The following is a 14,489-nucleotide window of genomic DNA, read 5'->3' as shown; positions in this document are numbered from 1 at the left end:
AACGCACCGAGGCTTCAGGAGGAGACACGCGTCCGCCCTGCGACGAAGGCGCCGAAACGCTCGAGGATCGTCCGGCTCGTGCATACCTCTGCTAGCGCGTCGTTCATCGAACCGTTGCCGGTCTGGAGGCACCCGGGGCACCCATCGACGCAGAGCTTCGCGCTCAGACGGTAGGCCAGCTCGGCGAGCCGCCCGTCGGGCGAGAGCGTCCCTTCGTCGAGGGCATCGTCGAGATTGCCGTATACTTCCAGGAGCGCCCCGAGTCGTGGGACGAGAGGCGCACGATCGCGGGCCAGCCGGACGATTGTGCTCACCAGCTCCCAGTCGGTCGGTTCGCGGTTGAACTCACCCGCGGTCCGCCGGCGCACGGCGAGCACCTCGCCGAAGAGGTCGAGCAGGTCGAACCGCACGGGGCCGATGGTCTCCGCGCCGTAGATCAGGCGGAGCACGACGTGGAGCGTCGCGCCCTCGTGCGCCGGATCGAGACCGAGTTCGCCCGCCAGCTGCGCGACCCAGGCAGGGTCGCGCGGGTCGTGCGAGCGCCAGCGCGGGTGGTCCGCGAAGCGCGCGTGGACGCTCTCGAGGACCCGATCCGACGCGGCGTTGGGGCAGGCAACGAAGCCCTCTTGCCTCCAGGCAGCGAGGACGACGGGCGCGCGCTCGAGGAAAGCCCGTGTCGTTCCGTCGCCGCCGCCGCCGCGCTCGCACACGGTCAAGACGTCATCGGCGTCACGGCCATACTGAATCGGGACACGCGCGTGCCCAATCACGTTACGCTCGTCGCCGAGGCCATGGATCACGAACAGTTGGCGGAGACGTGTGAGCAGCCCGAGGAGCACCACCGATCGGAGATAATCTCTCAGCCGTTCACGCTTCGTCGTCTCGTTCCATACTTCCTGTAAGGCGCGATCGAGGCCCGAGGTGGCGAGCCCGTCGAGGAGCGCCTTGACGCGTCGTTCGGTGAGTTGGGGGTGCGCCCGTAGGTGTTCCTTCCAGCCGGTGCAGAGCGCCTGCTGGAGCCGGATCGTGTTGCGGCGCGAGAGGCCGATGCGCAGGTCGTCCCGACAGGCTTGAACGGCGGCGGCGGTGGTGCAGAGATCGGCAAGTTGGCGCGCCTCGAACCGAGTCAGGCCCGCGCTGCCGGCCCGGGTGATGACGAGATACCGCAGGAGCTGACCATGGTGCCAGCGACTGCGGGCTTCGTCTCTGGCGAGTGCAGCGATCTCGGCGTCGAGGAACGCATCGAGCACGCCCCGTTCGACCGAGATGCGAATGCCTTCGGGGCACATCCCGTAACCCACCACGCGGGGTGTCTTTCCGTCGTCGGGATCTACGAAGACCTGGCGGGCATAGATGCGGTCGCGGCGGGGCGTATCGAGCACGATCTCGATGTCGCTGCACCAGTAGGCCTGGGTGACTCGGAGCCCGGTAAGCTTCGACCCCCCGCGCGCACGATGGACGAACAGCGTTCCGCCGGCAAACCCTTCGAGCGCGGGAATGGGCAGCGCTTCGGGCGCACGCTCCTCGACGGCAACGACGAAGCCCTGGAGCCGAGCCTGTGTCTTGTGGTGGATGGAAACGGCCCCCTGCACACCGGCGGAGTTCTCCACGGCGCGCTCCTGGGCGGCGTCCCAGGCCCACCAAGGCTCCCAATTCGTATTCGACAGTTTCCCGGCGACGACCGGCGCCATCTTCGTAGGACGGATCACCATGGGATGAAGCGAATCCTTCAAGGCGATCCGCACGTCCTCGGGGACGAGTTTCAAGCGGCTGGCAGCGTCGGAGCCGGGCGCGAGGCTGAACTCTTTCCACTCGTCTTTCCCGCGCTCCAGCCAGGACGCTTCCACGCCGGCGGGAGGCCGCCAGTGGGCCTCCTGCAAGCCCCAGCGCATGGTCACCCGCCCCGGGGCGCACTCCGCGAGCCCCAACGTGACGTCCTCGGGCTTCGTTTGTTTGGCGATGCTGAGCTGAGGAGTGTTGCTCGCGTCGAAGAGGCGCTTCGGAGTCCACGGCAACTGTTCTCGCCACCTCGAGATAGGCTCTCTCTGCCCGTCGCTGCTCTCTGCCTCTCGCCATGCGGCGTTCCAGAGCTCTTGGAGTGATGAGAAGTCGAGCTCCCGATAGATCCCGGGGCCGAAGACGGCGCACACGGCTTGGTCGGCCTCGCAAAGCGCGTCCTGAGGCACAGGCTGGCTCGCTTGCCAGCCGGTCCGCGCCGAAAACCGCGCTAGCATGTCCAGCACCAGAGTCAGCGCCTGACCGCGCTGGACGAAGAAGTTGCCCATGTTGATGGGTACGCGGAAGTCGTCTGCGTCGAGCATTTGCCGCGGAGACCGGAAGTACCATGCGTCTCGCGGCGAGTGGATCGACAACGTCACGCCGGTGAGTGGCCGATCCGCGGTGCGCCGCCCGCCCCGCCCCTTGCGCTGCACGAAGCTCGCCAGGTTGGTCGGCGCGTAGTGTTGGTAGACGAGGGAGATGGCCGGATCGTCGTATCCGACTTCGAGCGTCGACGTGGCAAACACGATATCGGATTTCCCGATCATCCGATCGACGTTGCCGCCGGTGCCCGAGAATACCGGCAACCGACACACCTGGTAGGCGTCGCCGGGCCGCTGCGGACACCCATCTGCGCGCACCTGACGCGCGTCGGTCGCCGCAAAGTACCAGCATTCACCTTCACGGAACCGCTCGCAAGTCTCCGGCTCTTCGCAACAAGCCGTACGCAGGCGGCTTGGATCCTGCGGATCGGGTCCATACAATCGCGTCCGGAATGCAGCGAGCTCCTTCTGTTTCTCGGCATCGATGTAGTCGCCGTGCAGCCGCTTCAGCTTGTCGATGGAATCGAGGAAGACGATGCCCCGGAAGCCTCCCTCGTTCCCCGAGCGCCGGCGCATGCCGTGGCTGAGCAGCAAGAGGGACTGGATCGTGGCCGACGTGCCGGCGACATCCTTGCCCCGCGACTCGACCTCGGGCTGGACGAAGTAGAAGTACTCGCGCCCTCGCGGGTTATCCAGGCGCTCGCTGGCCGTCGGGCGGATGTGCGCGACCTGGTCCGGTGCGTGTCCGGAGAGCTCGGCCCAAGCACGGACGGGATCACCGAGCGTCGCGCTCATCCCGATGGCGAGAGGGTGCTCCTGGCCGTTGACACGGCAGCGCCAGAGCAGGCGCCGCAGTGTCCAGCCGATCTGTGCACCATGAATGTGGGCATAGAGATGAATTTCGTCCGCGAGGAGCGCCCGCGGCGGAGCGTAGCGATTCGCATAGTCGCCGAAGATCACTCCATAGCGTGGATTGTGGAGCCATTGATGGAGCGACTCGGTCACCGGGAGGAAGAGCGCTGGAGGATCGCGCTGGAGACCAACCTTGGTACCGACCCATCCGGCATAGGTCCACGTACACCCGTTGCAACGGAGCGTATCGGCCTCGTCGCCCTCCGTCCCCTGCTGAAGGATGAGCCGCCCGCCGCACACGGGGCAGGGGAAGAAAGGAAAGACCCATTCCGTGGGACCGATGCGCTGCCATGGATCGTCGTTCGCGAGCACCTGATCGGCACTCGGCCATCGTTCGCGGACGTCGCCCGTTTGCAGTCCGACCGTGATGAGAATGCCGAGTTCGTCGCCGAGGGCCTGCGCGTAACGAACCAGGCGCGCGGCCTGGTTCACCGCGAGCCGGATGCGCGGGTAGACGAGCACGGCGCGGGTCCCACGGACGCCGCGCAGCCGATCGATCGCCGAGCCAACGAGCAGCGGAAGGCACGCCGCCTCGGTCTTGCCGGCGCCGGTGTCGGCCGTGATGACGGCGGCGGGGCTCACCCCGCTTGCGCCGAGCCAAGCGGAGACGAGGTGTTCAAGGCTCCGGCGCTGGAAGCCCGAGAGGCGGAGCGGCTCTTCCGTTCGCAGTTCGAAGACTGGTCGAAGTGCACGGGGGAGCGCCTTGAGGACGCGGAGCACGATGGTGTCGTTCGGAAACTTCGCGGCGATCGCAACGATGGCGTTTTCGATGGGCACGTCGCGCACGGGTTTATCGCGCCTCATCGCTAGCAGCTTGAGCGAGCGCACCAGGAATGGCCGGCGGTCCTGGTCCCCGGCGCGGAATCGCTGCTTCACGTAGCGCAGCTCGCGAGCGAGCTCCGCCATGCGCGAGCGCACCCGGCCTTCACGGACGAGCACGAAGCCGTGCTCGGCGAGGCGCGCAGCCGCGTCGGTGATCGCGCGCAGGCTCTGGAGCGTGGCGAGCTGCGATTTGGTTTCGGCCGCCGCGCGCCACTCGGCGAAGGTCACCCACGCTTCAAAGACACCGAGCTCGATGCGGCCGGCTTCGATGTCTTCGAGGCAGTTCAAGAGAGCGAAGTCCTGGTCTGAAAGCGCCGAATCGGGCGGAGGGGGTACGGCAGCAACCGCGTCACCGGAACTCACGACATCGACGGTGATCCCCTTCTCCGATTCCACGAGCTCGATGACGTGCTCGTCGGCCAGCTCCCGGAGGATCGGCAGGAGTACGTCGTTTTCGTGCGCGTCGCACCAGATGAAGCGATCGCGCACCCCGCGCCGCCCCTTCGAGGTCAGGTAATACGGCGACAGCTCGCCTCGACGGCACTCGGCGACCACAGCTGCGATGTTCGCGCGGACGCTCTCGCCCGTACAGGCGAGCGGAAGGAGACCGTCGACCATCGGCTGAAGGCTCCAAAAGAAGCCCGTGGATCCGGGTCGCCCGGTCATCGTGAGGCGCCCCAGTCGGAACAGGTCGCGGTATTCAGCGAAGGACACCTTCCTCGGCCGCAGCGCGCCATCGACCTTATCGCTCGTCGTCGTCCCCCACTTCTCGTTCCGCGTGGCGAGATCGCGGATCTTGGCGTCGATCTCTTGAAGCGCCTCGGTCATGATCACAGCAGGCTCGACGGCCACCGCGCGCTGCTCGATCTTCGGAAGCGGCACGGTGTCGTCGAACGCGCGCAGCCGGACGTCCACCCGCACGCCGAAGCCGAGCGCATGATGCGCGAAGCTATCGGCGAGCTGGCTGCCAAACACCCACTCTCGCAGGATGCGGACGGCGTCGAAGACGTCCTCGTCCGGAGGAAGTACCTCGAGCAGCCGCCTCGAGAGGACGACGATGAGCTTGGAGCGCGGGCGCGTGATGGCCACGTTGAAGCGCTCCGGCGCGTACAAGAAGGCCGCTTCGGCCTGCGCGAACTCGGGATCGGAAACGCCGTACGACATCACGATCGCGTCACGCTCGCGGCCCTGGATGCGATCCACCGTCTCGACGGTGCAGCCGTCGCCGTACCGGCCCGCGCGCAATCGCCTCCGGATGGCCACGTTCTGTGCGCGGTGCGGGGTGACCACGGCGAGGCCCTTCGACCAGACTTGGTCGCCGTACTGCCGGCCCTTCCCATCGACGAGGCGCGGAGCGAGCGCTTCGATGAGCTCGGCGACGACCGCCGCTTCGAACGGGCTCGTCGTCGCCGCCGGGGGCCCGTCGTGCAAGAGGATGCAGACGGGAAACTCCGGGTCGAGTGCCACCTTCAACCAGGGAGTGAGTTCGGCGCCCCATCCATCCACGAGCCCGAGCCTGCGGTCGGCGACCGGCTCGGCGGAGACGTACTCATCGTAGAAGAACTCGGAGGGAGGGTGGGCGAGTGGCGCGTTGAGACGGAAGGTCTCGACCAGCGCGAAGACCGGCACGTTCGCGTCGCGCAGAAAGGTATAGAACGAGCCGGTGAGCGTCGTGTTCACCTCGCTCCACGCCTCGACCCCGATGGGCGCGAGTTGCTTGTCGTCGCCGGCGACGACGATCCGGCCGTCATCCTTCAGAGGAGCGAGCGCCATCAGCGCCTGTCCGACCTTCATCTGAGAGGCCTCATCCAGGCAGACGAGGTCGAAGATCTCCGCGTCGAGCGCGGGATCCCCCCCATGATGGCCTTTGGAAAGGGCGCGAAAAGCGCCCCAGGTGGTCATTCCGACGACGGCCTGGTCTCGAGCGAGCCACGTCGCGAGCTCGCCGTCGTCGATTTTCGACACGCCGGGGCCGGCGACAGCGTCGCCGCCGAGGACGGCGATGTCGACCTCTTCGGTGAGGGTCTTTGCGTGTGCGGCGATGTCCTCGAGCACGTTGTGGATCGCGTTGCGCGTGAAGGCCGTCACCAGCACGCGGCACGGCCGGCCGGCGCGCCGGCGCGCGAGGAGATAGCCGAGGATCATCCACGCGAGCACCGTCGTCTTGCCAGTTCCCGGGGGGCCGAGCAGGAGCGCGCAGCGAGGCTCGGCGAGGCCGAGATAAGCCGCTTCCTGCCGATCGCGCAGCGCATTCACGCCAGCGGCGCGCATGCCGGGCCCGACGATCGCGTGGAGACCGTCGAGCCAGTCCTTCTGCGAAGTCTCGTCGGCGGAGCCGAGCGACGCGGGGGCGGCGACGAAACGGCGAATGATCTCGGCCTTCACAGAGCCTCCCGATCCCGAGCGAGGTGGCGGAGAAACGTCGCGAGCCGCTCGCTGTTCACGTCGAAATATCCGCGGTCGAGGATCCACCCGTCCTTCCCCAGCCGAGCAAGGCACCCCTGGAACACGGGCGACTCGAACACCTTGCGCCCCATGGTGAGGAAGACCAGAGAAGGATCGTCCTTGGGTGGGTGCAGTTTCACGCTAAGCTGATCCCAGATGGACGGATCGAGGACGCGATCGGGATGCCCATCCGAGAGTAGCAGCATGAAATCGCCGGGGGCGATGTCGGCGTCGATCGCCTCGGCCGGCTTTTTGAAGAGGAACCAGACGCCACCTCCTTTATTTGTACCCTGCTTGACTAGCTGCATCGGCCCGATGCAGCTCAGCCGGGAACGGCGGCGATCGACGGGCTGCGCTAGCTCGTGCAGCGTGGCGACGAGCCCGGTGTGCTTTTCGAGGAGCGCCTGAGCGCGCAGGATCTCCAGCGAGGGAGCATTCAACGGATCGACGGTGGCGTGGAGCTGGAAGGGAGCCTTCTTCAGGCGCAGGAACCGGTCGGGCGGCGGGAGGGCGGCGTCGGTCGCCTCGAGCCAAGCCGCGAGACCGGCCATCGCCGAGAGCCGCGCGCCGACGTCGTCGACGATGGCTTTCTGATCCGCGCCGCCTTCAGCGAGCTCCCGGCAGCGCACGAGAGACAGGCGAGACGAGAACGGCCGCGCAAACTCCCTCGCAGGGACATAGGGATCCTTCGGAGCCGGTCGCGACGTCGCGAGCGCGGCGCTCACGCGGGCGAGGTCGTACGAGACCCGGGCGGGCAGAGCGAAGAGCTCTTCCACGACGCTGCGAAGCGCGCTCGCCGGCAGATGATGGTAACCGCGATACGACGGTTCCGGCACGACGAAATCGGGCGGAAAGATGCGCACGAGCTCGAGGAGCTCCGAGATGATACGTGGATCGTGCAGGTTACGCCCCAGGGCCTCAGCGAGGTCCACCGACTCGGCCGACTCGAAGACGAAGACGTGCGCCACGTTCGCCGCGCCACGAACGTTGGCTTCGTGGGCGCGTCGCAGGGTGTCACGCACCACGCCGAGCGCTTCGAGGAGCGCGCCGGCTTCATCCTCCGCACGGGCGACGAGCCGGATGACGCGCGCGCTCTCCGTCCCCTCTTCGATCACGCTCGCGCCGATCGTGGCGAGGCGCGCCGCCATCGGATCGCGATCGGCGACCAGATGAATCTGAACATGCGTCTTCGGCGGCATGCGCAGCGTCACACGTCCGGGAATGCGATGAGGCGCGCCGGCAACGATCGCCACTGCCCGCTCGACGATCTCGCGTCCATTGGTCGACAGTCGCCAGTCGGCGAACGTGGGCTGGAGCACCTGCCCACGCCCGTCGACGAGCGCCCCGACCGTCGTGATTTGCATGCGGCGCAACGTGCTCTTGCTCTGCTGCGACAGCCCCGGCACGGCGCTGACGTCAAGCTTCCGGGGAGGTAGAGTGTCGGCGATCGCCATGCTGCAATGCGGGAGATACGAGCATTGCTCGCATTTGAAATAGATGTGGAACCGCGTGTCATCCAACTCGTGACGGACGGTGCGTGCCGCGGCTTCGCGCAGCTCGCGACGCGCGAAATCCTGGATCACGGCCTCGTAGCTTCGGAGCGGAAAAGCGCTGACTTCCCACGGTTCTGCCGCTGCCCCCGCGGGCCGGTGCCAGATCTCTCCGATCGCATCGACGGAAGCGTCGACCGCGTTCTGCTCGAGGACACCGCGAAGCATCCATCCGTACCAGGCCAGCTGCATCTTGTGGAAAGGCAGCGCCGCATGCGTCGACTTGATGTCGACGAGGCGAAGCACGCGGCGCCCGTCGGACTGCTGTGCGAGCAAGAGATCCACGATGCCGCGGCGAAATTCGATATCCATCGCTTCCAGACCAAGATCCCTCCGGAGCGCGCTCGTGCCGGTGAGGACGAGCTGGTAGGCCGCGGTCGTGCCGGTGCTCCCACGGAGGAACTCGAGGCTCATCCGCTCTCCCAGATCGCTCTCTCCGCTGGGCGGGACGAGCAGGCCGACGCCGCGCATCTTCTCGTACGCCGAGACGACCGCCCCCTCGTACTCCCGGCCAAAGTCGGCCCAGGGAGCGGGCAAGGTCTGCTCTAGAATTGGAATGGTCTTGCGGAGCCGGTGGTCCATCGTCTCGTATACGAGCTTTCGCTCGCATCGATACTGGAACCAGTTTTTGATAGCCGACGCGCTGAGCGATAGTTTCATGATCCGGTACGATCGCTGGTAGCCTCGCCGAGAGGCACGTTGTCCCCAACATCCGAGAGCTTCGTGAACAGCCACTCCGCAGTTTGCTGGTCGACCGTGTCGATGCGCTCCATTTCCTGCGTGTCGCGCCGCCCGGTCCTGGCCCGCACCCCTCCGCTCTGCGCCTCCCTCATCGCTCCGACGAGCCGCTTCTGGGCGTCGCCGGCGGCGTACCTCTCCGGTTCTCGGTCGAACGCGAGGCGAGCTGCCGCCGCGAGCACCCGGGCATCCCGCGCGCCGATCTGCTGCCGCTGGAGCGCCTGTTCGGCCGCCGTGTCCGCCTCGCGGTGATGGCCGACCGTGAACGAGAGCACAGCGTCGAGCCGGCCGTCGCCGAACTCGGGATAGGGCCCTGCGAGCAGGGCGTCCGCCACGATGGGCAGATCCGCTTCGAATCCGGGCATGGCATGTCCGGTATAAACCTTCGTCCAGCTCGTGCGGAGAGCCGCAGCCTCCGCAGTGAACCCCGTCTTTTCGAGCACCGTCGCGCTGAAGAAGAATCGGAGCGCGTCGATCGGGTAACTCCCCCAATTCGGGGCGATGCGCTGCTCGTTCGTGACCGAGCGCGGATCCCGAGCCAGGAAATCGCCCAGCGCTCCCGCGAATGCCGGTCCTGCAGCCAGGCAACCCCAGAGATCGGCGAAGATCTCGCCGAGCCACGCGCGCCACGCAGGCCGGCGGACAGCGGGCACGCCACGCGCCTCCATCGCCTTATCGAGCAACCTCCCGAGCGTCACGGTGAGGCCGAAATCGTCTTCGACCGTGTGGCCGACCTCGTGGGCGACGACGAGCAACTCAGGCAGGAATTCGGCCTGGAACCACGGAATGCCGATCACCGGGATCGGCAGCGCCGCCAGGATCTTTTTGAACGCGATCGTGCTGAAGACCTCTCCCGGCACGGCCTCTGCTGAAAACGAGGAGTATCGGGATATCACGAATGGGCTCGAACCACCGTTGAAGAAGACGAGCGGCGGCTCCCTGCTCGGGCTCCCCTGCGCGCGCTTCAACGCCGGTTCGTAGCAGGCCCACGCGAGCTCGTCGGCGACCAGCAGGTAGTCGCGGAACAACGCGACGTCGCGAAGAACGAGCTTGCTCCGGAAGAACTCCCAGATCCGATGGACTTCGAGGATCATGCGCTCCAACGTGCGACATGCGGCGAGCACGTGCATGGGAGACGAAGCCGCGGGGAGGGACTCCGGACCGGCGTCGATGCGTTTCTCAATCTCCACCTGGAGCCGTCCCAGGATCTCGGCGAGGCGGCGAATCTGCGTGTGGTGTTTCTCGAACGGGCCATTCGCCTCGCTGATCTTCTTCCAGTGCTCGAACTCGTTTCCGAGCGCCCCGAGCTTGCGCCGGATCTCGATCGTCTTGCGGTTCGGGAGCTCCATGGGACCTCGTGCGTCAGCGGTGTGGTACCGGGCGGCGGTTCGGCGTGCTGGTGAAGAGAGCGATGGCGAACGCAGCGATGTCCCCGCGACCGTGGAAGTCCACAGAGAGCTTCTCACCCACCTGGTCCCTGAGCATGCCCTGGTCCCTGAGCATGCCCTGGACGCTCGCCCGGGAATCGCCCAGCGTGTCGCCGGTGGCGAGACCACGAAGCAATAGGTCGTACGCCATCTCCTGCGCATCCGCTGGAAACAGCCCTGTCGCCACGATCGGCGTCGATGCGTCCAACCTGTGGAGCGCGGCAGCGAAGTTATTTCGCAGCAGGAGTTGCCGGAAGATCTCCGTTTCACCGGTGGGTCGGTAGGTGTCGAGAATCAATGTGGTAGTTGTCTCCATCCCGTTCAGCACACGGGCGAGCATCGATGGAAGGAAAGCTTCGGATTTGCGCATCTCTGCCCAGTAGCTGCTCCGCGTCGCTCCACCACCGGAGAAATCGAGCTGAACACCGCCATGGGCCGAGGCTTCCGTGAAGCCCGTACGAACGTGAACGAGCACAGGCTCGAGCGCCGCCACCTTGACGACGTCGTCGAAGGATGGGTCTTCGAAAATCCTGACATCGAGCCCCAAACGCCTGTAGAGCGCGGCGATCGCATTACCGTAGTAACCCTTCCGGCGGCTCCGCTCCTCGACCGCGGCGCTCGGCTGGAGAATCGCCACGACGGGGCGCTGGCTCTCGGGTCGATGGCGTGTGAAGAATTCGCTCTCGGCGTTCACCGACTGGCGGTAGATGCGGAGTCTCCCCTTGAGGGGGCTCCGAGTCTCCTCAATATCGAAGACCAGGACGCCGAGTTCCCAGGGAATCGCGGCGAGCGGGCCATCGTCGACCTCCAGATGGAATGCGAGTGGCTCTGTGATGCTCTTCGCGTGCTGGAACATCTCGACGGCGAGGTGATCGAAAAGAATGCCTCCCATCTCGTCGACGACGCGCCTGGGCTCGGCGGACAGCGCCTTCACGAGGCCGTAGGACACGACCTCGCTGCCGCGGGTGAAGCCGCTCGCCACGACCTCTTGGAGAAGACTGTACTCCCGCGTCTCGTACGTCCACAAGCGTCGCCGCGGAGCGCGCTGATCCATGAGAATCTGCGTGGGGTCGAGGAGGCGGACGCGAACGCGGATCTCGGCCTCCGTCCCCATCTCCTGCGGAGCGAGGGCGCGAGACGACGAGAGCCCCGCCGGCTCGCGGGCGAGCTCTTCGCGCAGGGCTCTGCTGCGTTTTCGCCATGCCGGCGGAGCGTTGGTCAGGTACTCGTCTGCTTCGGCAGCCACCTCCGCGGCTGCGGGATGCGCGATCCTCTCGAGCCGCTCCGCATGCTCGAGCGCGAGCACGCCCGCCAAGAGCCCTGGAGCTTCCGATTTTTCCATGAATGGCGCAAACGGCCTCCTCTCGTTGAAGAAGGAGCGCGCGAAGAACGGCCAGTCGGGGAATTCCAGCCCGAGTCGGTCGAACGCGAGGAGAAGATCGCGCAGCAGAACGAGAGAGCCGGCTTCGTTCACGCGAGAACGCGCCTGCTCTAGCATCTGTAAAGAACGCTGGCCATCACCGAGGACGCGCAGCAACTCCGCTCTTCGAAGAAGATACCGCGCGAGCTCCGCCGGACGCATACCTGACTCGCGCTCGAAATCGTCGAGAGCGAGCAGGGTCAGGAGGTCTGGTCCGGGAGTCTTCAGAGCTCCCGTCGGACAGCGGGCCAGCGCATCGGTGAGCTCGAGCCGCGCCCGCGCGGATTCCATCCGGCCGAGCGCATTCACGAGGAGATCGCCCCAGCGCTGCCGGATGGACGCGTCGGCGCTGGCGAGCCCCTCCAGCGCGAGCTCCGCGAGCAGATGGGGAGCCCTCGCCGATCCGAGTTGCGCCTCGGCACGCGAGAGCTCCGCCTCCGCCGCACCGAAGTCGCCGCGCCGCCGCGACAGCTCGACATATTGGATCGCGAAATGGACGGCTGCCTCGCTTCCATCGCCTAGCGGGAGCGTCGCTGCTTCCCGCAGCATCGCCTCGGCGCCTCGCACGTCGTCCGCGAGGTGGAGCGAGATCTCGACGCAGCGCTGGAGGCAACGCGCGCCGTGCTCGTCACTGCTCGGCGCGCTCCATTCGTACCACTCGGAGCGAGCCCGGCTCAGAGTGCGCATGGCACCGTCGACGTCTAGCGACGCGGCGAGGATCATGCCCTCCAGCTCGAGTCCGGAGGCGCGGAGCTCGCGCACGCGCCGCGGATCGATCCCCCGCTTCTCAGACGACTCCGATTCGCTGGCAACCTGGTCCAGCGCCCAGCGAACAGGCTCGAGAGCGCAGGCGGGATCACCGAGGCTGAGGAAGGCACGCGCCCGCAAATGAGCGAGCTCGATCGCCTCGGCGCGCGGCGAGCCCGCGGTCTCTTCTCGACCGAGGAGCTCGAGCGCGCGGGCGGCGCGACCCTGGCGGAGCACGATGTCGATCCGGAAACAGTGCCATCCGAGCACGCGCGCCTGCGCGTCTCGACTCGCGCGGGCGATGGCCTCCTCGCTGGTCACGACAGCCGCATCGTGACGATCGAACACCAGCTGCAATCGCGCGAGGTCCTCGAGGGCGCGCAAAACCTCCCAGGGCGCGACGGCGACACCCTCCTTGGCGCGCGCGACCGCTTTCAAGGCGTAATCGACGGCTCCGACCCGACCCATCTCCCCGAGCACTGCGGCGTATTCGGACTCCAGCAGGAAGCGATCGCGTGAATCGGGGACCGCCTGGACGGCGCCGTCGAGCATCGCGAGCGCGTCCCCCAGCCTGCGTTCGTTCCGAAGGACCTTCGCTCCCGCCACCGCGAGCTCGGTGGGAGACGGCCGCAGCTGCGGGTCAGGGCCGAGCTCCTTCCGGATGCGCTCGGCGGCGTCGAGCGCGCTCTTTGCTTCGCTCCAGTAGAGGCTCGCCGAATTGCCCGCTGTTCGGGCCAGATCGATGCACGAGGCCGCCCGCTCGTATTCTGCTTCGGCCTGCGTGGCGCGCGAGAGGATCTTGGCGTGCTTCCGGTCCTCACGCAGCGGTTGCGGCTGGCCGGACTCGTCGACGTATATCGAGCTCACGAGGCGACGCGCGAGGGCGTATCTCCGTTTCGCGTCGTCCTCGACTTTCGCCCGACCGATGGCTGAGCGAAAGTAGCTCCCCGCGTCTTCGCCGCGGAGCTGGAAAGCGTGGTAGACGGACTCGATCGTCCACTCGGTCCGGTGCTCGCGATCGATCTCGGCGAGGTGCTCGAAGTGCTTCAGCGCAGCTTCGTGCAGCATCCGGAAGACGTCGTGCTCCCGGAGCAGCCGTCGCATCGGATTGACCACGTCCGAATGGAAAGTGAGCTCGTCGCGTTTGCTGTCGTAGGTGACCCACGAGCTGCCACCCGCAAAGCGGGTGAGTCGACCCCAGAGCTCACGGAGGAAGCCCTCCTCCGGCGCGTCGGGCAAGCGCACCTCAGGACCCTGGGGAAAGACTTTCTCTTTCCGGACTCGCTCCGGTAGCCCATGGCTGGGATCGTCGTAGTTCGCGTCGCCGGCCATCGCGGCCGGGAGGAAGCGCACCATCACATCGCGCAGGAACGGGAAGGTCAGCCGACTCGGCACCGCGCCATAACGCAGCAGCCATTGCAGCTGCGGATCGGGGAGTCGCTTGACCACGCGCTCGATGAGGTAAACGAGATCGACGCTCGGGTAGTCGCGGATCTCCTGTGCCCCGAGCGTGGGCTCCTGCTGAAGCGTGTCGGCGAGCAGGGCGACTTTGAAGGGCAGTCCTTCCGCGCGCTCGATCGCTGCATCGACGGCTTTGCTCTGCGGAATCCCGCGGATCTCGACGAAATACCGGCGCGCATGCTCGGGCAGGAAGGGCTCGACCGGCAGCGTCGTGGTCACCGCCCCGAAGCGGGTTTGGAAGCCCGGCAGGCGCTCGTGCGGACCTCCGTCCCCCGCCGCGTTCTCGCCGAGATCGTACCGGCCCGAAAGGATGATGCGGATCATGGGGCAAACCGCGTGCAGCTCCGCGAGGTAGTCGAGCGCCTTGGAGAGCTGCTCTCGCCGGTAGAAGAGGGCCTCTTCGAGCGTGTCGAGGATCAGAATCACCGGCTTGTCGAGACGCGCCTCCCGGAGCGCCGACGTGAAGCGATCGGTGATCTCGGCAGCGAACTTCACGCGGTCGGCCTCGGATCGGTGCGCGGCGGTCCGTTGGTACTCGGACGCTTCGCGGGCGAGCGTCGAGAACGCGGTCCCGGCGATCTGGCGATGCAGGTGTTCGGCGAACTTTGCGGCGAGGAGCCACGGCCGGCCATCCGGTGAGGAGGCC

Annotated in this window: 6 protein-coding genes; 2 read left to right on the top strand and 4 right to left on the bottom strand. The window is 66.8% G+C overall.

Going from position 1 to position 14,489, the window contains the following annotated elements:
• Positions 1–14: 14 nt before the first annotated feature.
• From WME90_RS42855 to WME90_RS42840, 4 genes are read right to left on the bottom strand one after another with little or no spacing between them, the layout of a single operon-like run.
• Entirely contained in the window at positions 15–6,440 is a 6,426-nt protein-coding gene (locus tag WME90_RS42855) for an AAA domain-containing protein (RefSeq protein ID WP_437277874.1), read from the bottom strand.
• Complete coding sequence (locus WME90_RS42850) at positions 6,437–8,710, bottom strand: hypothetical protein (protein WP_437277873.1); 2,274 nt, start codon at positions 8,708–8,710, stop codon at positions 6,437–6,439. The genes WME90_RS42855 and WME90_RS42850 overlap by 4 nt, the downstream gene beginning before the upstream one ends.
• A complete protein-coding gene (locus WME90_RS42845; RefSeq protein ID WP_437277872.1) occupies positions 8,707–10,137 on the bottom strand; it encodes a hypothetical protein in 1,431 nt (476 codons plus the stop codon). Before WME90_RS42845 ends, WME90_RS42850 begins: the two co-directional genes overlap by 4 nt.
• 13 nt (positions 10,138–10,150) lie before the next feature.
• Positions 10,151–12,934 (bottom strand): hypothetical protein, encoded by a 2,784-nt coding sequence (locus WME90_RS42840; RefSeq protein ID WP_437277871.1) that lies wholly within the window; start codon positions 12,932–12,934, stop codon positions 10,151–10,153.
• Between the two features lie 423 nt (positions 12,935–13,357).
• Here WME90_RS42840 and WME90_RS42835 point away from each other — a divergent pair, with 423 nt between their 5' ends.
• Together WME90_RS42835 and WME90_RS42830 are read left to right on the top strand one after the other, a co-directional pair.
• Positions 13,358–13,675 carry a hypothetical protein gene (locus WME90_RS42835; protein ID WP_437277870.1) on the top strand — a complete coding sequence of 106 codons (318 nt, stop codon included), beginning with the start codon at positions 13,358–13,360 and terminating at the stop codon, positions 13,673–13,675.
• 3 nt (positions 13,676–13,678) lie between these two features.
• Positions 13,679–14,482 carry a hypothetical protein gene (locus WME90_RS42830; RefSeq protein WP_437277869.1) on the top strand — a complete coding sequence of 268 codons (804 nt, stop codon included), beginning with the start codon at positions 13,679–13,681 and terminating at the stop codon, positions 14,480–14,482.
• The last annotated feature ends 7 nt before the right edge of the window (positions 14,483–14,489 follow it).

Source organism: Sorangium sp. So ce375 (genome assembly GCF_051473855.1).
GTDB lineage: Bacteria > Myxococcota_A > Polyangia > Polyangiales > Polyangiaceae > Sorangium.
This window is presented reverse-complemented; position numbering and strand designations above follow the sequence as displayed.